This window comes from Rhizobium altiplani, assembly GCF_001542405.1.
In the GTDB taxonomy this organism is placed as follows: Bacteria; Pseudomonadota; Alphaproteobacteria; order Rhizobiales; family Rhizobiaceae; genus Rhizobium; species Rhizobium altiplani.
The window spans coordinates 47,000-70,964 of the sequence record NZ_LNCD01000138.1; the positions used below are offsets into that span (position 1 = coordinate 47,000).

The window sequence follows — 23,965 nt, forward strand, 5'->3', positions numbered from 1 at the left end:
CCTTAAACTCCCCGTGTCAGATCCTGGCCATCAGCGCGAGGCCGGCGCCCGCGGCAAATCCCACAAGAGCGAACAGCAACAGCAGCAAGGGTTTCAACTCGCCGTTCTTGCGCTTCTGCAACACGCTCAGGTTCTTCTCCAATCCCGCCACCACACCATCCAGCCGCATCAGGTGGACATCGAGATCATTCAGCCGTTGGCCGATATTCACCCAGAGACTTTCGACGGCATTTCTGACGTCGGTCAGGCCGGTCTCAGTCTGGTCCACATCAGGTGCGCGCTGTAGGGCGCGCTGCGAGACTTGCAGTTGCCGCTGGGACGCCATCAATAGGTCGAGCTTGTCGAGCACTTTCGCTAGCGGCGCGGCGATCAGGGCTTCGGCCGCCTGCTCGTCCGGTTGGGGAACGCGCAAGGGCTGCTCGGAACCGCTTCCGTTTCGTGCCACCACCACGAGATCGTTCGTGCGCGACTGGACGGGATCCGGAAGTGCTATTTCAAATGCGTGATTGCCGTCGCCAATACCGTTGCGCCGCAGGTCGGGTCGATTGCGATCGGCAACCGTTTCGGCAATCACCTTTCCATCGAGCAGGACTCGGATGGTCAGTCGTTGGTCCGGCGAAACCGGGTCGAACGCCCAGCCGAAGATCCGGCCCATGTCGATGGCATCCACCCGGCCGTTCATCGGCTTGGCGTTGTCCTGTTCGGATGCGGCATCCGGTCGTTCAGCGGGACTTGCCATGAGTTCTCCTATGCCGGAAGCAGTGCCGGCTCGATCCGCTTGAGGTAGCGACGGGCGGTCGTATCGATGTCATCGGGCTTGCGAGCATTTTCGGCGAACTGGCGCAGCAGGTTCGGCTGTTCCAATATGCTCCGCATAGCCGCGGCGAGTGCTCGCGCATCGTTGGGTGGCACGGTCAGGCCGTTGACTCCGTGCTCGATCATTTCAGCCATGCCCCCGATATTGCTGGCGATGACCGGACGCCCCTTGGCCTGGGCCTCCTGAATGACCAGCGGCGCGTTCTCCCACCAGATGGAAGGAACAATGGTGCAATCGACCGCGGCCACCAGGTCGCCGATATCTTCTCGTCGATAAGGACCCCGGGGCTGAACGCATTCCGCCGTTTCGGCGAAGCGGCGATCGACCTCGTCGACGAAGGTCTTGCTCTGGAATGGCGCGCCGCCATGGACGCGCAGCTCGAATTCGTGGCCATCGGCCAGAAGCTGGCGCGCGGCGTCGAGCAATACGGTCACCCCTTTCCAGGGATTGAGATTTCCGAAATAGCCGAAGATAGGCCGCCCGCCTTCGAGCAGCTCCCGTTGCGCGCCGGCCTTTCGGATCGGGATGCCATTCGGAATGACGCTGACCGCATCTTTGTCCAATCCCCACTGCACGAAGCGATCCTTTAGAAAAGCGCTTGGTGATACGAAGTGGTCAATCGTGCTCATAAGGGCCTTCAGGTGCCGTTCGCGCAGGACAAAACGATCGAGGGGAATGTCCTTGAAGCAGCCATGGCAGCGGTCCGGGCTGGCTTGATGGCAAAGCTCCTTGCTGCCGGTACGCACCATCAGCCCGTCATGATGGCAAATCGGATAGTAGTCATGGAGCGTCATGACGATCTGGCAGTGGGGCAGGGTGCGGCGGATAATGTGAGGAAACTCAGCGCCAAGCAGCAACAGGTGGTGGATGTGGACCACATCCGGCCGGAACTCGCGCAGCAACTCCGTTATATCCGGCACCACGCCATAGAGGTCGATCTGGCTCATGAAAAAATGGTCGAAGTGTCCCGACCATAGCAGGACCTCGTCTCCTGCCGGGCCGATGCCCTGAAAGCTCGTGCCCGGCCTCGCCTCGCGATGGATCTGGTTCGTGGCACCGAGAAACAGAGCCTCATTACCCGCGCGCTGATAGGCGCGAAACAGGTCGTGGGCGAATATCTCCGTTCCACCCGGATGGAGCGACGGATGGTTATGGGCGGCCACCAGAATGCGCTTGCTCATCGACCATTTCCCCGGCGCTTCGCCACGATGAAGTCCTGATGGTGGCCAGCGCTTGTGCCGCGCCAACGGCCAAGCGATTTGAGCGCGACGGAGAGACCGGCCCGTTCCAGCGCCTTGTCCAGAAAGCCATCTTCGAACCCGATCGCGGCAAGCGGTGGCTGGTTGGGTACGAACCAGCATGGGCTTTCGCGATAGCGACGGAAAGCAAGACGCGGATCGCGCCGTCCGGTTTCGTTTGCCGCGGCGATGCCGTCGACCACGAACGCGGTCATGAACAAGCGCCCCCCGGGTGAAAGCACTCTGCGGACCTCGGCGAGATAGACAAGCACCTCAGCGGGCGGCAAATGAGTGACGACGGACGTCATGATGACGAAGTCGAAATGACGATCGGGAAAGGGCAACGCCAACGCCCTTCCGTTGATCTTGCCGTTCGGGTTGTAGAGTTCGTGCGCGATATCCAGTCGCTGAAAGGCGAAATTGGGGTAGACGGGCGTGATCGTCCGCTGGCACCAGCCGATGCCGCCCTCGACCGGATCGATGCCATCGTAGCGGCTCCCTTGCGGATCGAGATACTGGGTGAGCGGCACGGCCATCCGGCCGATACCGCAACCGATGTCGAGCACGCGGCTGTCTTCGCGCAGGCCGCCGATGCGAATGAAGTAACCGAGGAACTCTGACCCTATCGCGCGAAAATCACCGTCTCCGACGACGACGTCGGTCGAATCCGGTTGCGGCAGAAAACGATTGCACCGAATGGATTCGAGGAGCCAGCGAACACGGTCTTCATCGATCAGCCGCGCCGGCGCGGGATGCATGAGTGCCACTTGCGTCATGCCGCGTTCCTCTCCCGGATTCTCCTACCCGCGCTGGCGGGTTGATCCGGGTCTTTGCCAAATCGGTTCGCCATCAGCTCGGTGATGTCATCATCCCACCGCTGGGTATGCAGCCACGAATTGTATTGGCTTGCAACGCCGCGCATGTAGTCCTGGCTGCGGCGGATCGAGCGACGCTCGAAATGATACAGGCACGCTGCGGGCTCATAGACGATCTGGAGCCCGAGGCGACGGATCTTGAGGCACAGATCGCTGTCTTCATAGTCGCCGATCACGTAGTCCTCGGTGTAACCGCCAACGCTCTCGTAAGTGTCCCTGCGGCTCACCAGGCAGGCACCGGTGACGCCGGGAACCTCGCGAGCATGTTGCGCCGGCGCGTAGTCGCGCGGCATGCCCTTGTGGAAATGGTGGTTCAGCCAGATCCCGCGCTGGTCGCGGCCGAAGTAGAGCCCGGCATGCTGCAGTGATCCGTCTTCGAAGATCAGCTTCGGGCCGATCGCGCCTAGTTTTGGGCGTTCCAGCAACGGACGCGACAACACCTGCAGCCAGCCTGGCGCGGACGGCACAACATCCGAATTGAGCATCACCAGAATGGCGCCACGTGCAAAACGTGCGCCGGCATTGCAAGCGCGCGCGTAGCCGCCGTTGCGGTTCATCACCACGAACTTCATCGCTAGCCCGTGCAACAGGTGCAGGCCACCCAGCAGGTGCTCCGTCTCGTCCTGAATTTCCGGGGAATCAAGGACGTAGATGATTTCTGCGTTCTCGGCGAGCCATGGATCCGTCGCCATCCCGGACAGCTGGAAACGCAGGAAGTCGAGGACCCGGTACAGAGGGACTACGATGGAAACGAGCGGCGCACGTTTTGGAGTGCCGTAGTCTTTGGTGCGGTCGACCTCGATGGACTTGCCCAATCGGGCCTCGACGGTCTGCAAGGCGGGGGCGAGGATTGTACGGAAGGCGCGGTCGACCGCATGCTGTGGGGGTACGGCGCGCAGGACGTGGTTTCGTTGCATTGCTGCCTCGAAGGCCTGCGGATTCGGCACGAGAGGCCTTGCTGCTCCGGAAGCGAGGCGCATCTGAAATCGGGGCTGCAGGAGCGGCCCCGGCGATTCCGTCAGAGGGACCCAGGCAACGAAACCGGTCACATCGGTCTTGCTCTTTTCCTCGGTCCCTTGCGCCCAAGCCGGAAATTCGTAGCTGTTCCCGTCGAGGGGCACGGCCGTACCGTCCTCTTTGACGTAATCGATGCCGGCGAACGCGGTTGACGGCGCATGGAACCAGCCGCCGGCCAAAAGGCCGCCGTCGAGCGCCAGAGCAAGATCGACCTCTCCGGACGGATGCATCGATGACTTGGCGATCCGGCTTGGCGCCAGCGGTGCGCGAACTTGCAGGTCGATCGCCGTGGCGGCGCCGCCTTCCGGCAAGGTGGCGAGCCGACGGACAATCATTTCGCGCAATTCGACCGCTTGCAGGTTTTTATCCCACCAACTCTGAAGGCCGGAATAGCGAGACTTGCTGTCGGCGAGCTGGCGGATGGCAACGCCATTCTTGCTCAGAAGGACGATGAGAAACGGAGGGGAGGGGGACGGCGCCTCAGTGATGAAATGGCACGACCGAGAGCCGTGTTTCCCATTCCGCCCAAGGACGACCCTTACGGCCAAGCGTGTGATCGACGCTGCGCCGACGGCATAGATTGCTGTGATGTCGCCCAGATCCGGATTGATGGTCGTCTCGATCAGATGGCGCCCTTGCACAACCTGGCACACGATGCTGGCGGGTTGCGGTTCGGGTACGAGCAGGTGAAGGGCGTCTTCAACCACCATGCTGAACAGATCGTCGCTGGCAATGCGGAAGGCGCTTCGCCACACAGTCAGGAGGTTGTTGACGAACTTGATGCGAGCATCTGGCGCGAGATCAGCGAACAATGCCTCAATATCGAGTGGCGCAAGTGTGCGCGCGGGCGGCATCACGATGGTATCAATGGTGCAGCCGTCTTCAGTACAGATATCCACGTTCGCTGGCTGGTTTCCCGGCCTCATCGCCCAGAACATGCGTTGCCTCCCGTTGCGAAGCGGGAGCGTCATGCTGACCAGCGGTACCGGTGACTGGTCCATGGACAACAGGCACCTTGTGGCGGCGGGAAGGGCTGGGGGGAGATCCGAGATAAGGACGGCCAGGTCGGCGCCGAGCCGAAAAATCTCCGCATTCCTGAAATCGCCCGTGGCGTCTATCGATACGTCGAACGTCACACGCTATCCTCTGAATTGGAATGGCGCGCCCCACGGGAGGAAGCAGGGCGCGCGGTTCACGCTCAGTGAACTGTGAAGTAGTGCTCGGGATTTGCCTGGATGTCGTCGGCATCGACATTGACCAGGGTGAGCGTATCGCCATGTCCGAGATCCACGACGACATTGCCGCCGACCTGGGTGATGCGCGAGGCCAGGTCGTCGGGCGAAGACACGTCGAGGCCATTGATGCCCTTCGAGATCTGCAGCAGATCCTCGCCCGCGGTAAAGTCGAGAATGACGTCATTGCCGCCGCCGCCGTCGAAGACGAAGACGTCATGGCCAGCACCGCCTGCCAACACATCGTTGCCGGCGCCGCCGTCGAGAATGTCGGCACCGTCACCGCCATAGAGGATGTCGTTGCCCTTGCCGCCGGACAGAAGGTCGCTTCCTTGTCCGCCGAACAGGGTATCGTGGCCCTTGTCGCCGTAAAGAAGGTCATCACCCCAGCCGCCGACGAGGTTGTCGTTGCCGTCTTCACCGTTCAGCAGGTCGCTGCCTTCGCCGCCGAACAGGGTATCGTGTCCCTTTCCGCCGAACAGCAGGTCGTCACCATCATCACCGAACACGATGTCGTGTCCGTTGCCGCCGCTCACGAAATCATCGCCCCCATGGGCGCGAATGAAGTCGTTGAAACGGGAGCCGAACAGGGCGTCGTTGTATGCACCGCCTTCCAATGTTGCCATCTGCCTCTCCTCTTCGGGTTTCTATGCACGCGTTGCTCGCACGGGTGCGGCAATTGCGCGCCAGGAATGTGCATTGCAACAAAGAACAACGCAAGCGTCCCATGAAGAGAAAACGTCTATTTTTGAGAAATAAATTTCCTATTTTACGTCATATTGGTACATTGTTTCGTAAATACCGGAGTTTATGAAGTAAAAATTCAGCAAATTAATTGGAAAGAACTTCAAAAATCGAAACAAAATACATACGGTTTGTCCTGAATCTATTTTCAGTTCCTAATCTTCTCTGAAGGCGCGATTGAAACTCTCGACGACGGGAGAGGTAAGGTACTCGATTGCAAGGCGTGACTTGTGGATGATCAGCACCTCCGCGGGCATGCCGGGATAGAGGCGGACATCGGGGTTGGCCTTGAACGATGCCGGGTCGATTTTGGCGCGCGCGACGAAAAACGCCGAATTTGACTTCTCATCGACCGACTGGTCCGCGGCCACATATGTGATGGCGCCTTCCATGGGCAGGCGGGAACGCTGATTGTAGGCTGTCAACCGGATCTGCGTTTTGGAGCCCACGGCGATGCTGTCGATGTCACGAGGATTGACGCGCATTTCGATCAGGAGGGGCTCATTTTCCGGAACGATCTCGAGCAGAGCCTGACCGGGCGTGACCGCGCTGCCAGGGGTGCGCAGGAAGATGTTGCTGATGATCCCGTCTTGCGGAGAGCGGATCTCAAGACGCCGCAGCACGTCGTTTGAAGCCGTGATCTGCTCTTCGACATCAGCGAGCTCGACGCGCGCCGTCGTTATTTCGCCGGCAATCGTCGACTGAAACTCGCTTTCTATTCCGGTCAGCGCAAGCTGTGCGCCCGCTCCGGCCTTTTCCGCCCGGGCCCTGTCGCCTGCGAGCTCGCCCCGCTCGCGTGTCACCCCGCTGAGCCGGGCCTCGATCTCGATGAGTTGCGTGCGGGAAACGGCGCCTTTTTTCTCCAATGTCACCATCGCCGCCCGCTGCTCGTCAAGCAGGCCGAGCTGCTGGTCGGTCGCCTGGATTTGAACGCCGAGTGACTTCGCCTGTTCGAGGTGCTCCTCGATGGTCTTTCTCTGGACCTCTATCCGCCCCGCCTGCATCTCGCGCCGCTTTTCGAAAAACACCGTCTCCGCCCTGATGGCGTCGTCGACGGCGACGTCCTTTGCATCGCCAAGTTCCTGGGGAAAGGTGACCCGCGGCATGTTGGTCTGTTCGTCCTTCAATCGCGCCAGTTTGGCAATCAGGCCGATGCGCCGGATCTGGAGTGACCGCAGGCTGGAACGGGCGCGTGTATCCTCCAGCTCGATCAGGGGCTGGCCGGCGGCCACCTTGTCGCCCTCCTGAACCAGCAACCGGCTCATGACGCCGCCTTCAAAGTGGCTGACGGTCTTTCGCTTCGAATCGACGATGACCGTGCCGCTGGCGACCGTCGCGCTGCTGAGTTCTGTCGAAAGTGCCCAGGCAAAGAATCCACCAAAGGACAAAAGGATCGTGGCTATCCCTGCGATGACAAGGCGGCGGAGCGGCGAGCGGCTATCGAATGGCTCGAATTCCAGGTGCGGAGGGCTGACACTCAGCGGCACGGGCTGATGCGTCTGTAGACGACGTTCGGAAAGGTCGGGGCGGGCTGCAAGGGGCTTATTCTCCGTCATTTCGCGGCCACCTCGCGTACTTCGCCGGGCGTTGGGACTGGGATCACGTCCGTTCGCGGACCGAACTGAGCGACGCGGCCGTTTTCAAGCACGAGCAGTTTGTCGGCGACCTGCATGATGGCTGGCCTGTGAGCGATTATGATGACGATTGCGCCGTCGTCACGCGCGTGCCGGATCGCGCGGATAAGGGCCCGCTCGCCAATCGCGTCCAGATTTGCGTTGGGCTCGTCGAGGACGATGAAGCGAGGCCGGTTGTATAGGCAACGCGCCAACGCTATGCGCTGCCGCTGTCCTCCGGAAAGCGTCAGGTGGCCGTCGCCGACAGGCGTATCGTAGCCGAGTGGCAGGCGGCCGATCATGTCGTGGATGTCGGCCGATCGCGCCGCGTCCAGCACCTTGTATGGATCGCTGTCCGCCATCCGCCCGATGTTTTCTCGAATCGTGCCTTCCAGAAGGGAGACGGATTGCGGAAGATATCCGACCACCTGACCGAACGAACTGCGCTCCCAGAGATAGGTGTTGTTGCCGTCGAGGAAGACGCCGCCGGACGTGGGGCGCAAAATACCGACGAGCAGCCGGGCGAGGGTAGATTTGCCCGCCGCGGAGGGACCAACCACACCCAGAACCTCGCCTGGAGAGAGGGAGAACGAAATGCCCTTGATGATCGGTACATCCAGGCCAGGGGCTGCGTATACCAGTTTGTCGACGACGATGTCGCCCGACGAGTGCGGCGTCGGCATCGTTTGGCGGATGGCAAGATCGGCCTTGAGGGTGGCTTGAAGGCGACGCCAGCCTGCGATCGCCAGCACCCATTGCCGCCAATTGTCGATGACCGAATCGAAAGGGATCAGGAGGCGTCCGACAAGGATGCTCGATGCCATCATCGCGCCGGGCGTGATTGCCTGCTCCAGCACCAGGAACGCTCCGGCCGCAAGGGTGATGATCTGGATGCAATAGCGGAGGCTGCGGGTGACGGACGACATCGCCTTGCTCCTGCTCCCGCTCGCTTCAAAGCCGTCGAGAGCCTGCATTTGCAAGGCGCGCCAACGATTTGCCAGCGCCGGCAGCATGCCCATTGCCTCGATAGCCTCGGCATGCCGGAGTGATGCGCCAATCTTCGAGATGGCTTCGACATTTGTCTGGTTCGCTTCCTTCGTGAGTTGGCGCGTCAGCATGTCGGTGATCAGACCACCGCAAACGAGCAGCGCCGCCGAGACGGCCCCGATGAGGCCGAATAGCGGATGCAGAACGAAAAGAGCGCCGAGAAAGATCGGCGACCAGGCTGCGTCGAGAGGCGCTGTCACCGCTGACGAGGTCAGGAAGCTTCGCAGTTCCGTGATGTCCCGAAGCGATTGGGTCGCTCGCGACAGTCCCTGGTCGACCGAGGCCTGAACGGCGGCGGCAAGGACTGGCATGTTCAAACGGCGCACGAGTGCGCCACCGATGGCTTGGAAGGAGAGGGCGCGGATGAATTCCAGGACCCCGAGCACCACAAGCGCGCCGATCGCCAAAATCATGAGCATGACCAGCGTCTCCATGCTCTGACTGTTGAGTACCCTGTCATGAACCTGCAGCATGAACAGAGGCATCGTAAGTTGTAGCAAATTCAGGCACACGCTTAGCGCCGCCGCATAAATTAGCCCGGACAGGAATACCCGCTTTGCTTGAGCGATCAGCAAGCCTGGGTTGTTTTTGTCGTTGCCTCCCAATATTTGACCCTTGCTTCTTGTCTCATTTTGAACAGTATCACGCATGGCGATTTGCCTCGAATTAACGTTATGGCTATCTGCTGGAGGACGGAATTGGTTATAACCGGGCGGGAGTGTAGTATTGCTTCGGCCAATCTGGCATAGAAGGGCGGGGGTGTGCAAGGTCACACTAATTGGGGTCGATGGACATATTTGAATATTACTTCTAATTTTGAAGTATTTTTCCAACGCGGAGAATATAGTGAACGACGATAGTGTGCTTAATCTTTCCGATCTGAATGACGATCTGAGCATTGGAAATAGGGGGCGGGCTGTGCAAGCAGATCCCGGGCATGCTCAAGATCTCGAGTTCGGTGACCTCCGGCAGATTACGTATTTCGAGCTCGCTCGTTTGATGGAGCGAGCAAGTCGACGGTTTTCAGGCTTGATCCGCGCGGAGCTCACCAAGCTTCGTGTAGATGATGTTGGCCCGGCACAGGCGATGATACTGCTCGCAATCGGCGATTCGGAGCTTTCGGTCGCCGAGCTATTGGAACGTGGGCATTATGTTGGTTCCAATGTTTCCTACTATTTGAAGCAGCTTGCCGACGGCGACTACATTGATCGCGTTGCCTCCCAGCGCGACAAGCGGTCCGCACGCATCAAGCTGACGGAGAAGGGGAGCCAGCTTAGGGCAAATCTCCGCGACGCGGCGATGGCCTACGAGCGTGCGGTGAAACGTGGTGATCAGGATCAACGGATGCTTGAGACGGCCTTCCAGACGCTGCACGAGCTTGAACTGGCCTGGGCCAACGCTTCACGATTCGGCGTCTAAGCGGTGAGTGGTGCCGCGGGACTGGCCAAAGCGGACTAGACGCGATGCATGTGGCGTTTGTCCATCGCAGGGGCTTCGGCCAGTTCGCTGCCCTGGCCACTCAACTCGCGCAGGCGGGCAATGAGGTCAGCCTTATCACCGAGACCATAGACAGGAAGATCCCATCCGTTCGGGTCGTTCGACATCGAACGGAACCAGGCCCGCGCGCAAATCCGCACATGGCCCGGCACATGGGTATTCCCGATCACCACGCGCGGATCGGCCATCGTGTTGCCGAAACGCTCGATGCCATGGTGCGGCAAGGGCTAGCGCCGGACGTAGTCGTCGGCCATATCGGCTGGGGCAGCATGATGTTCTTGAAAGACGTGCTGCCACAGGTGCCCGCATTGGGATATTGCGAGTTCTTCTACCGGCCGGAAGGCGCCGACATCGGGTTTTCGCCCGACGATCAGCCTGATCTGGAGACGCGCAAGAGGCTGCGCCTGCGCAACATCGCGCAGCTCTTGTCCCTCGAGGCCATTGAGGCGGGTATCAGCCCCACCCATTGGCAGAAAAGCCTGTATCCCGTCGATGCCCAGGGCCGCATTTCAGTGTGCCACGAGGGTATCGATACGGTGCGGTTTCGACCGGATCCGACAGCATCGGTGACGCTTCCGGATGGACGTGTGCTCACTGCAGGCGGGCCTCCCATTGTCACCTTCGTCGCGCGCGACCTCGAGCCGTACCGCGGATTTCCACAGGCCTTGGAGGCTGCCGCCAAGGTTGCGCGGCAGTGTCGGGATGCGCTCTTCGTATTCGTCGGCGGAGATGGCGTCAGCTATGGTATGCCTCCGCCAGGCGGTGGGGCCTGGAAGGACCATCTCCTCAAGACGCTGGATATGCCACGGGAGAATATTCTCTTCCCCGGCGTGGTGCCGCATTCCGTTTTGCGGCGGCTTTACCAGATTTCGTCCGCGCACCTCTACCTGACCTATCCATTCGTTTTGTCTTGGTCGGTGCTGGAGGCAATGGCGTGCGGAGCCCTGGTCATTGGGTCGGATACCGCTCCTGTCCAGGAAGTCATACGCGACGGCCGGAACGGCCTGTTGGTGCCATTTTTTGACACAGACGCGCTTGCCAAGGCCATTCTCGACGCCCTGAAGGAGCCGAAACGCTATTTCGGGATACGCGCAGCGGCGCGCCGGACGGTCGAAAATCGCTTCCGGCTGACGGACTGTCTCGATCGGCAATGGGGTATTCTCGAAGGGATGATCGGAAAATCGTTTATCCGTCGCTCATGAATGGAAAATAATCAGTTATTACTTTGAATTTTAAAGTATATCTGAAGTTCTTTTCTTATAAGTCGTCGCTTTTTCTTATTGTGCACCGCAATCGTAGTTGTTAGATTCTTGCTCGTGACGCCGCGATGATTTGAGAAAGAAGCTGATTGTCTGGTGTCTTTGGTTTTTGTTCCGAAACAATTCTTCAGAGGTCGTAAGTGCGAGAGTTGATGTCCTCCGGCATTGGAAAACGACTGGCGACGAGAAAGCTGATAGCAGCATCGGATCGGGATCGGTCATGCTTCGAAGGCAGCGATATCGAGCATCTGATCGTTCACCTCGAGAATGGCTACTCTTCAGCGACATTGCAGAATGCATTTCCATTGATCGCCGTCGCCTTTTCCGACGATGGCGAGGCGGATCTGCAGGAGCGTCTGGCGCTGCTTGGATCGCTGGGGACGGTCCCCGCGGTTCCCCTCCAGCGGCTTGATCCCGTCAACAAGTCAGACAGTTTCGCGCTTCTGCGGGCGCTGGCCGAGGGTGGCGTCGGCCGGCTCGCCCAGTACAGCGCCTCGATCACCTCGGAGCTCGCGATCCTGCGCCGGGAGCGTGAAACGCTGCTGGAAAACTACAGGGCCCTTGAAGATGCGTTCCAGGCGCGAAACTGGGAGCCGGTTTCCGAGATTTTCTCCCACGATCCCTATGCCGATCCAAAGGACGACGGGATCGGGCAGCTGCTTGCCACCGCCTTTGTCGAGCAGCTGCTGCCGGTATCCAGCCTTGGCGTGGCCGGTTTTGCTCTTCACCTGCATTCGGTGCCGAGGGTCAGTGGAGAGCTCGTCGTCGCGCTGAGCTACCTCGAAAGCGGCGAAGGGGTGGCCGAGTGGACCGTGCCCTATGCGCAACTCGTGCCGAACTGGAATTTCTTCTCGTTGCCCCGTGCCTGCGGAGGGGCAGCGCGCACGCTTCGGCTGCGAATCTCCGCGACCGGACCCGAGACCGTCGGCGTTTCGCTCGGCTATCCGATCGCCGGCGAGCGCTATTCGGCGCGGTCGGAACTTCCGCATCCGGATCTCGACCTGCGCCCGCTGGCGTTCAAGGTGTTTACGGGACTGCCCGGCGTCAAGCCCGCCAACGCACTCAACATGATTGCGCCGAGCAATCTGCTAGAAGGTCAGTTCATCGTCGATTATCGTTTGCCGGTCGACACATTGAGCCAGATCGCGGACGTTTCGGTCACACCAATCGTCCCGGAATTCCAGACCGTGCGCTTCCTTGAACATGAGCATGCGATCGTCTGCCACCCGTTGCCGAGCGGCATATCCGCGGGCGCGGTCAGCCGCGCCATCGAGCCCGGAACGATATCCTTCTCGGCAAGCGCAGTCATTGATCATCCTCAAGGTCAGCCCGCGGCGGTCAGCTTCCTGCTCGCCCCGGCGAATTCGAATGCGCGTTCCGAAGTGGCCGAGCTCGCGCGAAAGGGCGCGGCCAGGCCATCAGCATTCTTCAGCGGATGGCGCGAAGTCACGTCAAATCAGGTCGTCAACATCAACATCCAGCTGGAACAGCCGGTCCGCGGCCCGATGGATCTCATGATCCTCAGCCGCGCAGTGACGGATTCGGTCGATTTCTCCTGGCTCAAGGTGTCCGGCTTCAGGCTGGTCAAGCAATCGATGGAAGCCGCCGATGTCCGGTAACAAGGAGCTCCCCGAACTGATCGCCGTGGCTATGCCCCTCTATGGTCACGCGGCACTCGCCCTGGAGGCGATCGAGTCCGTCCTTGCCTCGAATCTGAGTAGCTGCCGGGTCGTCATTGTCATCTCGGTCGACGGCGATCCGCGGCATGAGACGTTCGACCAACTGTTGCTCTATGCCGCTGCCCATCCTTGCGTCCATGTCGTGATCGGCCAGAACGCCGGTCCGGGCGGCGCACGCAATCGCGCCATCGAATACGTTCTTGAGTGTTTTCCCGAGGCGAAGGCCGTCTATTTCCTGGATGCCGACAATCGCGTCCTTCCCGGCACCATCCAGACGCTTTACCGGCAGCTCCAAGCCAGTGGTTGCGGGTGGGTCTACACCAATATCGACACGTTTTCCGTCAGCTGGCGCGCCCACTACGGCAACCGCTATTCGCGGTTGGTCCACTGCATAACCGACAATATCTGCGACACGGGATCGATGATCTCGATCGACGTTTTCCAGTCGGGCGTCCGCTTCAACGACGACAGGCAGAACGGCTTCGAGGATTGGGAGTTCTGGCTGTCCTGCATCGAGCATGGCTTCGTCGGCACGCCCTGCCATGACACGGTCTTCGAATACAGGCTGCGGGCGGAAAGCCGCTTCAAGGAGGCGAACCGAGACCGCGCCACGTCGGTGAGCTTCCTGCGCAAGCGCCACAAATCACTATTCCAGCGACCGATGCTGGTGGACTTCGAGCATGAGGAGTGCCCGCGCTACCTGTTTGCGCGAACGGAAGATACTGCGATCTCCTTCTTCACCGATCCCACCAAGCCACCGGCGATGCTTCGCCTCGACGACATCATCCCGGCGTTCTGGGCCAACATCGGCGAACCCGACAATGAACACTTCCCGCCATTCATGGTCGCCGGAAGCGGCGCGGCGCTCGACCTGCTCCGGCGTTCGCGCATGCTGCCGAACGTGCTTGCCCATCTTGAGCGCCTGAGCGAGAGCAGCAACGTCGTCTTCGTCCAACTTGCCAACGATGCCGCCCAGCGCAAGCTCGAGCCGATCGTTCATGGAGCGGGCGCAGAACGGATCGGTTCCGCCGATCTCATCTTCCTTTCGACCCGGCTCATCCAAGACGTGGTCCAGAACAACGCGGTGGACTGGTTCGCTTCGATTGGCAGCCAGCAAGTATGGCCGACATCGACTGTACTGAAAGTGCGCTTCCCGTTTCCAAGAAGTCTCCCGCGCCGGTCTCTCATCACGCCTCAGCAGGTGATGATCAATTGCGTCAACGCGATTTCCGCGAGCCCCCTGCGCGAGACGGCGGGCAGGCGGTGGACCTGGCGCCCGGCACGGCTCGTGCCCTACGCCGATCTGCACAAGGCGCTGCGCAAGGAAATTGGGGGATCACCGGTTCTACCGCTCGGTCACAGCGACGGCAAGCGGACCGTAGCACTACTCGTGCCGAACGCCTCCTTCGGCGGGGCCGAGAAAGTCGTCTACGCGGCAGGCCGGGAGTTGAAGGCGGCGGGTTACGAAACCCATCTCTTCGTGCTCGGCACGTCCCGGATGGATGTGATCGATGAGTTCGATTCCAGCTTCGACTACATTCACTTCTGGGACGCGGGAATTCCGGCCTGGGGAGGGTCGGGTTCCTTCCTGGGGCAGGACTTTATCGCCGAGGGGCACGCGGTCGATTGGGAGGCGCTGAAGGGACAGCTTTCCGGGTTCGACCTGGTCATCAACAACCACGTGATGGCCGTCCATCCCCTCATCGCACGACTGCGCGCCGAAGGCACGCGCACCGCCTGCTATCTTCACGTTGTCGACAATACGGCCTTCAAGAGGCCCGCTGGGCAGCCCTTCGCAGCGATTGCCCACGAACATTGCTACGATGCCTTCCTGACCTGCTCCGAACAGCTCAAGATCTATCTGCACAGCTACGGCGTCCCGCATGAGAAAGTTTTCGCGGTTGCCAATGGGGCGAGTTTCACGGTGCCGCCCAAAGCCCTGGCGGAGGTTCTGGCGGTCAGGCGGATCGAGCGCAAGGACGACCGGTTGCGGCTTCTCTATATGGGGCGGCTCGATCAGCAGAAGGGCATCGATCGACTGGCGTCGACGCTCGCGGAACTGCGAGCCTCCAACGTTTCCTTCGACGCCCGGGCCATTGGAGGGGAAATCCTTGCCGATTCCAGCTTGTCTTGGAGCGAGCGATTGAAGGACCTCGGCGTCGACGTGCGTCCGCCCGTCTTCGCCAGCAAGGATCTGATCAAAGCGCTGGGCTGGGCCGACATTCTCGTCATGCCGTCACGCTGGGAGGGCGCGCCGCTGATGATCGCCGAGGCGCAACAGCTCGGCTGCGTGCCAATCGCGACTGCGGTCGGCGCCGTGGACGAACTCATTTCCGACGGCGAGGACGGTATACTCGTCAACGCGGCTTCCGATCCTCAGGTGGTGAGGGAGATGGCGCGGATCATTAAAGAGGTCGCGCACGATCGCGAGAGGCTCGCCCCGCTCATGGAGGGCTGCCTCCGGACTGCAGCGCGCCGGTCATGGGCTTCCTCCTTCTCGGACTTCATCGCGTGGAGCGATCGCTCTGTGAATAACTCATCACTGTCCCGCGCCGCAGTCTTTCGCGAGCCGCCAGTGACAAATCCCGAGGTTGCGGCGATCGGCTGATTGCCGGGCCGCCCCCCTGAAACAGAAAGGTCTAGTCGAATGCGTCCACGAATTCTCGTGACGGGTATTCCTGGTCACTACACGCGCCTTGCCAATGGCGCCCATGGCTTGTCCGTCTCCTATGCAGAGCGGCAGAAGCAGCCGGAATCGAAAGAGGATTTCCTGCAGGAGCTGCGCAACATCAGCAACACCGGCAACTACCTCATCGGCGAGGGCGCTCTGCGCGCACTTGCGCCGCATGCGAAGCAGGTTCCCTTCTGGCATCTCTACAATTTGAGCAAGAGCGGCGGCGGGTTCGACGAGTTCAACGCCAACTTCGACATCTGCGTCTTTACCTGCGCAAACCTGTTGCGCAAGGGGCTCTCCGCGGACGCCGAGGCGGAGGTCCTCAGCCGGCTCAACATGCCGATCGTCATGTTGGGCATCGGCCTGCAAAACCGCAAGGACCTGGAGAACAATCTTCCTGAAGGAACCAAGCGGCTCCTGGCCATCCTGAAGGAGCGGGAGCACTACTTCCTGACGCGCGGCCACGAGTCGGCCGGCTTCCTGAAGGACCAGGGCTTCTCCTTCGTGCGCCCGACCGGCTGCCCTTCCGTCTATTTCATGCCGGACAACATGCGCCGGTCCATGACGAAGCTGTCGAGCGTTAAGATCGGCAAGGCGCGGACGATCTTTTCAGGTTACCTCGGCGGCAATCAGGATGCGATCCTCGACGCCAATGCGCTGGCCCCACAGGACACAGTTCCGCAATACGTCGTTCAGGACGAGTTTCTCCACTTCGACATGAAGGTGGAGCCCAACGAAGAGGGTCGCGTCTATGATTCCGCATCGGGCCTGATGATCGGTGATCTGGCGTACCCCGGCACTGAGCGGGAGAAGCAGCGGTTCGAGGTTCGAACTTTCTACGACACCAACCAGTGGCGCGCCTGGGCCTCGTCGATGGACTTCAATCTCGGCCGTCGTTTCCACGGATCGATCATCGCCATGCAGGCGGCGGTGCCGAGCCTGATGGTGGCGGTGGACGACCGCATGCGTGAGATGCTCGGCTTCACCGGCCTGCCCGCCGTCGACATCAACGAGATCGACAAGGCGGAGAACCGCGCCGAGTTCGTGGCCGATCATCTGGCAAAGCTCAACACGAGCGAACTTGTCGACCGGTACTCCGACCGTGAACGCGCCTTCCGCACCACGCTACGTGAAATCGGTATCGGACTCTAGCGGCCCCAGGGCCATCTCTTTTCGGTTCAGAGGACAGCTATGCGTATCTTGCTTACGGGAATCCCATCCTACCTGCAGCGGACGATTGCGGACGTCTCCGGCACGACCGTCATCTATCGGCCCTATTTCGACGAGGCCAGGACCAGGAAAGGCCTGATCGCGCAGGTCAGGAAGATCGCCAACACCGGCAACTACCTGATCGGCGAAGGCGCGGCCGAAAGCCTGCGCGGCCATGACGTTACCTATCTGCCGTTCTGGCATCTCGCCAACAATCGGGATTCGAACGAGCTCTACGAACGCGTGAACCGCGAATTCGACTTGTGTGTCTTCGCCTCCGCCAATCTCCTGCGGCCGGGTTATTCCGCCGATCTCGAAGCGGAGATCTTCGCCAAGCTGAAGATGCCGGTCGTGGTGATGGGCATCGGCATTCAGCGCAAGGAGGGCCTCAAGGAGCAGCTGCCGGCTGGCACGCTAAAGTTCCTGGAGGTCTTGAGAAACAAGGAAAGCTTCTTCCTCACGCGGGGCTATTTCACCGCCGAGTTCCTGAGAGAGCAGGGAATGAAGTTCGTCAAGCCAACCGGCTGCCCGTCGCTCTACTTCTCGCCGAACGACATGAAGCGCTCGCTCTCGGCGCTTGCCAATCCGGGACTGTCTGAAGCCCAGAAAATCGCCTTTGGCGGCTATCTCGGCAGCGTTGCCGATACGATCGTCGATGCCCACGCGCTTCTCAAACCCGACAGCGTCGCAAGCTATGTCGTCCAGGACGAAGTGGTTGCTTACAATCTCTCTCTGACCGGCGACGACAACGACATCGTCTATGATCGGGCGAGCGGGCGTATCACCGGGGGGACAGAATACAAGCATTCGGAGAAATGGCAGCGGAAACACGAGCTGCTGGTCTATTTCGACACGAACCAGTGGCGAACCGCGATGTCCGAGCGCGATTTCTGCTTCGGTCGTCGTTTCCACGGCTGCATTATCGGCATGCAGGCCGGCACGCCCGCGCTCATGATCGCGGTCGATGACCGAATGCGGGAAATGCTGGAGTTCATCGGCTTCCCCTATATCGAGGCGGCCACTTGGAACAGGGAGGTGGACAAGCGCTCTTATCTCTCCAATTTCCTCGGAAAGATCGACACGCAGGCCGTGATTGACCGCTATTCCGCCTGCGAGGCGAATTTCCGAAATGCTCTGGGGCAGATCGGACTTTGAGCAGATGACGGCGAGGCTGCGCTTGCGCGCGCTACTCGCTTGCGCGCTGGCAGCGCTCTGGGCCCTAGCCCCGGCGCGGCCGGCGGACGCGGAGGATGCGCTCGCCGGTCGCATCGGCATAAACCGGGTAAACCTTGCCTGGCTTTCCCGCGCCGATCAGGAGCGGGTGCTGAAGGAGATAGCGGCAAGCGGCATCACCCATGTCCGGCTTTCACTGTCGAGACCGGTGGGCAAAAGCATCGAAGCGCTCGAAATTGCGGATCGGCTCGGGCTGAAGATCCTCCTCGAGATCCAGCTCGGGAACAAGGACTACTATCCGCCAGAGACGCGCCCTCGGGCCGGTTTCGGCCGCGTCTGGGACGTTCAACGGCTTTCGGATCTCGACCTCGATCTTTACCGTGCGCACCTGCGCGCGGCGCTTCGCCGGATCGACGGCATGGGCATCCGCATCGACGCCGTCGAGCCCGGAAACGAGATAAATTTCAGCGCCTACAATGGCGACCTCGTGGTCTACGAAAAACCCGGACGGCGCACGCCGCGCAGGGTTTCGGAAGTCGCAAATCGCTCGGCGTTCGAGCGCGGCCTCGACGCCTATATCGGCACCGTCCGCGTGACCCGGGAAGAATTGCAAGCGACGGCCCACAGCCGCGACGCGCTTCTGATTTCAGCCGGGCTTTCCGACGTCGGCACTGCCGAGGCAGATCGCCGTGGCATGGAACGGCTCGATCCCTCCGCGGTTATTTCGCTGCTGCGGGGGCGGGGGATTGACGCGCTGGTCGATGGCTACGGCATCCATGTCTACCCAGGGCGCAAAGGCAACGCGGCACTTGCGCGCTACGTGACGACGGTCCTCGATTTTTGCCAGTCCGAAGGGCAGGGCAGGCCGTGCTGGGTGACCGAATGGGGCATTGCCAACACCGCGCTGTCCTGCCCTCTCGACGACCGTGAGCGGGAAGAGGCGGTCCGTGCCGTGCGCCGCGGCTTCTCTGAGATGATGGAGGAAGGGAGGCTGGAAGCAGCCTTCTACTACGACTGGGACACGCAACCGGTCTACAGCGTTTGGCGCTGCGGCGTCTTAGGCCCAGCCGGAGTCGCGGCCACCGAAACCAATACCGGTGGTGGGGTGGCAAGAGGATCGCCATAGCCGGGAACCGGGCCAGGTCGCCTCGCTTTGACTCGAGCTTTTTACCTTGGGACCCCCAGAGTTTGATCCGGCCCGGTCCGAGACCAGCCTGCCGGCGTCTATGGGATCAACGCGGTTGGCGGCGCGGCAGTCGCCGGGGCGGCGAACCGTCTCGCCCAAAACTCCGCGGCGCGCCGTCGACAGGCTGCTAACGCGAATATGCCCGGCGGCCCGAAAGCCCTCTCACGAAAACAACTCCCGGAAAAGGAGGGGGCCAGCCTCTTCCTCCGCGAGGGCCGCGCTGTTGGCAGCCTCGCTGAGTGCCTGGAAGGCGGATTGGTCCTCGACCCTGGTGCCGCCAAACCGCACCGTCACGGATATCTGCCGCTCTTGTCCGGCTATGAAGGTGGTTTCGTATACCCGAGCGCGGATGCGCTCGCAGATTTTGTCGACATTTTCCATTGTTGCACTTGGCAGATAGATCCCGACTTCGTCGGAGGCAACGCGGGCGACGAGATCACCATGGCGCACGGAAGAATGGACGATCCAAGCAATCGATTGAAGCAGTGTATCTGCCCATTGCGGTCCATAGCGACGACCGATCTCATCAAAGTTGCCGACCCTGACAACGAGAATGACGCCATCCGGGTTTTCCCCGGTGCTCACGCGCCTGCGGTCTATCGCATGCTCGACGGGGGTCGCAACTGAGTCGGCGCACAGTGTGACTATGATGGGATCATGGTGGAGGGCGTCTTGAAGTTCTTTCTGGAGATCACGAAGCGCTTTTTTGCGTCGTTGAAGCGCAAATTGCAGCGGAAATGTAACAGCCACCGATATCAACGCCACAGCCGTTAATTCTACCCAAAACGGACGTTCGGGGACAAGCAGGCTTAACAAGCAAACGACCGCGGTCATCCCAGCCGCCGAGGTAAGGGCGCCGAGCGTTGCGCTCTTGATATGCGCGACTATTGCGGCTGGGCGAAATCGAAATTGCAGGGTCATCGGTAAAACGGAGCCATTACAGTGGTCGCTATATTTGACAGATTCGCCGAAAATAGCAGGTGAATAAATCCGACGGCATTTTAGCTTTAGCCACCCAAAATTTTATGGTCACGCCTACTGATCGCGGCCTGACAGGCCAAGGCATATGCGCTCGTTCAAAATACCCATTCGCACTTCGACGTTGGCATCCTGAATGTTTGCTCCTAGCACATGAATCCGTGGAGCCCCGGTTCGATTGACATTGACGTGAGAAAAAACAAGGCTCTGTGGGCTCAGGCCCCCGCAACCAGATTTATCTGCAAATTCTCTAACCTCCGGATTTTGCACCGAAGCTCCTCCGCATAAGCGTCGAGGAGCTTTTTCTTTTTGGACGCTGTGTCTGCTCACCGATGGGCAGCTTCTCGATGGAATCTGCGTTTAATTCGGCAACGAAATGGCGTTCCATGAAGTCCAGCACATCCATCTGTGCGAGGAAGGAGGAGAACAGGCTGGCAGGTCTCGCCGCTCAGGAAGGCGCCGGCCACCACAGCGTCTGCAGATTCTCCACAATCCACTCTACGCGGGCGCGCCTATGCCTTCGGAAGCCGTGCGCAGCAAACAAGCCATATAGTGATATCTGCTCCCGAAACCGGGCAGCGACCGTAAGATGGTCGACATCCTGGCGTAACCTTCCCCTCAATCCCCTTTACCTGCGAGCTACTCCACCCCGCCAGTCGACGGCAGGTCACCGCCGCTTTGGCCATGTCCCCTCACAGCCTTCTTTCTCAGAGAGAGGCCAACGATCGCGGATCTATCCTTAGCCGGATACGTGTTCATGCCTGAGGGCACAGGATCTAGGCCGTTGCGCCAGGATTGCTCAGTGGAAGGAGAGACTCGGGGCATGGCCCGGATGGATGCATCCCTATGACCTGATGCCCGGACCCACGCCGCCTCTCGGTCGAAGGTTGAGCTGTTTTAAAGGAGAAACGACTGCGGCGCTCGTCTTCCGGGCACTCAAAATCGGCGCACATTCTCCGATAAAAATGTGAAAGTCTTGAAAAGTGTTGCAGTATTGCAGAACTTCGTTGCAGTTTTGCGCACGTCTTTGCCCCTGGAAACGCATTTTTCGAGATTTTATGCGAAGGCGGTTGATTTTACCGGAACCAATGGCTGGATGTTGGCCAGGTCGACCGGGCAATCTTGCAACACCGGACCCGACAGCGAGAAATGATGTCAGAAGAAAACGCACACTTTTTGAATGGAGTGCCGCTTTTCATCGATTGGATCGATGAAAAGGGCCGGATCGTCAAAATGAACGCCTACGAGGCGCGCGAACTCTCCATTGAGCCAACCGACGCGGACGGCGGTGTTGCTCTCGAGCAAATCTACAGCAGCGAGTCTGCCAGTTTCCTACGGTTGCTCGCGGCTGATGGCGTACAGGAAGCACATAGCTTTCCGGTCTGGGTCAACGCGTCGGCGTATGATGAGACGCCGATGGTCGCAACGGCATTTCGCGACAAGGAGCGGGGGATTGCCATTGTCAAGCAGGCCCTGACTTCGGCGGCTCTGGGTACCGCTCCGGAACTTGCTGAACGGATCGAAATTCTCTCGCAGATGATTGGTGCGGCTACCGAGGCGTGTTGGTGCATCGAGTTCCTCGAGCCAATCGACGTCTCGCTCGCCGAAGATGAGATAGTGGACCGCGTTTTCTCCAATCAAAGCCGCTGGCGAGCGTGCAACGACGCCATGGCTCGACTCTATGGCGTGCCTGAGTCTCTCGATTTCAACACACAGCCGGTATCGCGCTATTTTCCGGACACCAATGTGAACCGACAGATGATCCGCGACCTGGTGCGATCGAACTATCGCCTCGATCACGCCGCGGCGATCGACCGCAGGCACGACGGCTCTGAGATGCTCGTCGAGAACGACTTCCGGGCAGCCATCAAGGACGGTCTCCTCGTGCGCCTGTGGGGAACAACACGCGATATTGGTCCACATCGTCGCCGCGAGCAGCAACTCTCCGATAGGGCCGCTACGATGCTCGACATCCTGAGCGCCACGCCGGATCCGATACTCGTCATGTCCGAGGAGGGGAAGGTCCTTGCCGCGAATCCTGCTGCAGAGTCTGCTTGGGGCCGGTCGGCAGAACAGATTTTAGGCAAGCCTGTCGATCACTTTGTCGAGGGCAGGGATGTGGCAGCACGGCTGCGGCAGGCAGCGGTTGACGGAAGCGAAGAGGACTACGGCTGCGATCTTGCGGTGACGGCTGCCGATGGCTCGAAGGAGATATGGCGCTTTCGGGCGGCAGGCATCGAGGGAGAGATACGTCGCTACGTTCTTACAGCCCGTCGCAAGGCCCGTCGCCGTGCGCGTACCGCCGTGATGGAGGACGGACGATGAAATTTTATGGCAACGACGTCGCAACTCTTTCCCCCCGTCGCCTTCGGCCCGCGTTCATCGACGATCCGCAGATGGCCAGCTTCCTCGAGGCTCTACCGGACGGCGCGGCCCTTCTTGAAATTGACGGTACGATCAAGTTGGTCAACACCAAGCTCGAGGTTCTGCTCAATCTCGCCAAGAGCGCGATGGTTGGAACGGCGCTCGGAAAGCATGTCAAGACGGCCGGACCTGTTATGCAGAAGCTGGCGGCATCGCTGCAACAGCTAAAGCGGATCGAGGTTTCCGGAGTTCTAAATTCACAGCGTAGCGTCGTGGCGTCTGTCAGTATCCTTAGGACATCGGATGGTGGTGCCTACGGCGCGCTCTTGACGATGCGTGAGTCTGCACGCGCTACGAAAGCCCCAGGTTCGGAAGGGTTCCGGTTTGAATCCGAGTTGCCGCTTACGGAAGTGGCGCAGTACGTTGAAACTGAACGCCTGGGCGACCTGCTGAGACGGGCCTCCAAAGCGATTGATCGCGGCAGTCCGGTCCTTCTGACAGGTGATAGCGGCACTGGAAAGACCGAGTTCGCCCGGCATCTCTCTCTACGGTCCGAGGCGGACTCCACCCCCTTCGTGCATGTTAATTGCGGTATGCTGTCGGCTGAAAATTTCGACATTGAAATGTTCGGTATCGAGCCCGGATCCGAGCTCGACGCATCAACAAGAGGCAAGTTGGGTTACGTAGAGGCGGCGGACGGCGGGATTCTGTTCCTCGATCAGATCAGCGATCTGCCCCACTCCGCGCAGATGAAGCTCGTTGCGCTTCTTGAAACCCAGACCTTCAGCCGTGCCGGATCGTCTCAGCGACGCAGGATCCGAATACGCTTGGTCGCGGCGACAAACGAGGATCTGAACGCGCTCGTCGAGGCCGGAAAATTCCGCAAGGACCTCTTCTATCGAATATCGGTCGTGAATATTCCTCTCCCGACTCTGGCCGGAGATCGCGAGCTGCTTGATTTGCTTATCGAGCGTCACCTCCAACGGATCAATCAAGGGCGAAGTCCCGCGCTCAAATTGTCTTCGGGCTTCCGCGACCGCCTCCTCGCACATCCCTATCCCGGCAACATGCGGGAGCTAGTCAACATAATTGATAACGCAGCCGCGGCAGCAGACGACGTGGCGCTTCCGGAACATTTCTGCGTGCCGCTGGAGGGCGCGACGTCTGCGGGCGCGAATCCCGGCGCGGTCGAAGCGGCATCAGGTGCGTTTATGGCGCGATCCTTCAAAGATCTCGTCCACGAGTTCGAGACCTGGGTTCTCGAGAAGTCCATCGCCGAGAATGGAAGCAAAAGAAGCGCCGCCAAGGCGCTCGGCATCGATGTCGCCACGCTTGTTCGTAAGACCAAGCGCATTCAATGACG

The 23,965-nt window shown here is 60.2% G+C and carries 17 protein-coding genes; 9 read left to right on the forward strand and 8 right to left on the reverse strand.

The window, feature by feature from the left end:
- Positions 1-16: 16 nt before the first annotated feature.
- From AS026_RS33580 to AS026_RS33610, 7 genes are all read right to left on the reverse strand, one after another.
- On the reverse strand, positions 17-739 hold the full coding sequence (locus AS026_RS33580; protein ID WP_062374930.1) for a hypothetical protein: 723 nt from the start codon (positions 737-739) through the stop codon (positions 17-19).
- Between the two features lie 8 nt (positions 740-747).
- Positions 748-1,998: a glycosyltransferase family 4 protein gene (locus tag AS026_RS33585; RefSeq protein ID WP_062374932.1), complete on the reverse strand. Its 1,251-nt coding sequence runs from the start codon at positions 1,996-1,998 to the stop codon at positions 748-750.
- The gene (locus AS026_RS33590) at positions 1,995-2,831 is read right to left on the reverse strand and encodes a class I SAM-dependent methyltransferase (protein ID WP_062374935.1); all 837 of its coding nucleotides are present in this window, start codon (positions 2,829-2,831) and stop codon (positions 1,995-1,997) included. The genes AS026_RS33585 and AS026_RS33590 overlap by 4 nt, the downstream gene beginning before the upstream one ends.
- Complete coding sequence (locus AS026_RS33595; protein WP_062374937.1) at positions 2,828-5,083, reverse strand: glycosyltransferase family 2 protein; 2,256 nt, start codon at positions 5,081-5,083, stop codon at positions 2,828-2,830. Before AS026_RS33595 ends, AS026_RS33590 begins: the two co-directional genes overlap by 4 nt.
- A 62-nt stretch (positions 5,084-5,145) precedes the next feature.
- On the reverse strand, positions 5,146-5,805 hold the full coding sequence (locus AS026_RS33600; protein WP_062374939.1) for a calcium-binding protein: 660 nt from the start codon (positions 5,803-5,805) through the stop codon (positions 5,146-5,148).
- 273 nt (positions 5,806-6,078) lie between these two features.
- Positions 6,079-7,479 (reverse strand): HlyD family type I secretion periplasmic adaptor subunit, encoded by a 1,401-nt coding sequence (locus tag AS026_RS33605; protein ID WP_062374941.1) that lies wholly within the window; start codon positions 7,477-7,479, stop codon positions 6,079-6,081.
- Positions 7,476-9,233 carry a type I secretion system permease/ATPase gene (locus AS026_RS33610; RefSeq protein ID WP_062374943.1) on the reverse strand — a complete coding sequence of 586 codons (1,758 nt, stop codon included), beginning with the start codon at positions 9,231-9,233 and terminating at the stop codon, positions 7,476-7,478. The genes AS026_RS33605 and AS026_RS33610 overlap by 4 nt, the downstream gene beginning before the upstream one ends.
- Positions 9,234-9,501: 268 nt before the next feature.
- On the opposite strand from AS026_RS33610, the gene AS026_RS33615 reads away from it, so the two are divergent.
- From AS026_RS33615 to AS026_RS33645, 7 genes are all read left to right on the forward strand, one after another.
- A complete protein-coding gene (locus tag AS026_RS33615; protein WP_245307728.1) occupies positions 9,502-10,002 on the forward strand; it encodes a MarR family transcriptional regulator in 501 nt (166 codons plus the stop codon).
- A gap of 44 nt (positions 10,003-10,046) precedes the next feature.
- Positions 10,047-11,282 (forward strand): glycosyltransferase family 4 protein, encoded by a 1,236-nt coding sequence (locus AS026_RS33620; protein ID WP_062374946.1) that lies wholly within the window; start codon positions 10,047-10,049, stop codon positions 11,280-11,282.
- A gap of 209 nt (positions 11,283-11,491) precedes the next feature.
- Positions 11,492-12,958: a DUF6212 domain-containing protein gene (locus AS026_RS33625; protein WP_100248226.1), complete on the forward strand. Its 1,467-nt coding sequence runs from the start codon at positions 11,492-11,494 to the stop codon at positions 12,956-12,958.
- The gene (locus AS026_RS33630) at positions 12,948-15,626 is read left to right on the forward strand and encodes a glycosyltransferase (RefSeq protein WP_062374951.1); all 2,679 of its coding nucleotides are present in this window, start codon (positions 12,948-12,950) and stop codon (positions 15,624-15,626) included. Before AS026_RS33625 ends, AS026_RS33630 begins: the two co-directional genes overlap by 11 nt.
- A gap of 39 nt (positions 15,627-15,665) precedes the next feature.
- The gene (locus AS026_RS33635; RefSeq protein ID WP_062374953.1) at positions 15,666-16,844 is read left to right on the forward strand and encodes a polysaccharide pyruvyl transferase family protein; all 1,179 of its coding nucleotides are present in this window, start codon (positions 15,666-15,668) and stop codon (positions 16,842-16,844) included.
- A 39-nt stretch (positions 16,845-16,883) separates the two neighbouring features.
- Entirely contained in the window at positions 16,884-18,056 is a 1,173-nt protein-coding gene (locus AS026_RS33640; protein WP_062374955.1) for a polysaccharide pyruvyl transferase family protein, read from the forward strand.
- Between the two features lie 4 nt (positions 18,057-18,060).
- The gene (locus tag AS026_RS33645; protein WP_062375317.1) at positions 18,061-19,200 is read left to right on the forward strand and encodes a hypothetical protein; all 1,140 of its coding nucleotides are present in this window, start codon (positions 18,061-18,063) and stop codon (positions 19,198-19,200) included.
- Between the two features lie 222 nt (positions 19,201-19,422).
- Here the strand turns inward: AS026_RS33645 and AS026_RS43835 are convergent, their stop codons facing one another.
- The gene (locus AS026_RS43835; RefSeq protein ID WP_245307711.1) at positions 19,423-19,845 is read right to left on the reverse strand and encodes a diguanylate cyclase domain-containing protein; all 423 of its coding nucleotides are present in this window, start codon (positions 19,843-19,845) and stop codon (positions 19,423-19,425) included.
- Positions 19,846-21,390: 1,545 nt separating this feature from the next.
- Here AS026_RS43835 and AS026_RS33655 point away from each other — a divergent pair.
- Both AS026_RS33655 and AS026_RS33660 read left to right on the forward strand, forming a co-directional pair.
- Positions 21,391-22,563 carry a PAS domain-containing protein gene (locus tag AS026_RS33655; RefSeq protein ID WP_018860136.1) on the forward strand — a complete coding sequence of 391 codons (1,173 nt, stop codon included), beginning with the start codon at positions 21,391-21,393 and terminating at the stop codon, positions 22,561-22,563.
- Entirely contained in the window at positions 22,560-23,963 is a 1,404-nt protein-coding gene (locus tag AS026_RS33660; RefSeq protein ID WP_062374961.1) for a sigma 54-interacting transcriptional regulator, read from the forward strand. Before AS026_RS33655 ends, AS026_RS33660 begins: the two co-directional genes overlap by 4 nt.
- Positions 23,964-23,965: the final 2 nt, after the last annotated feature.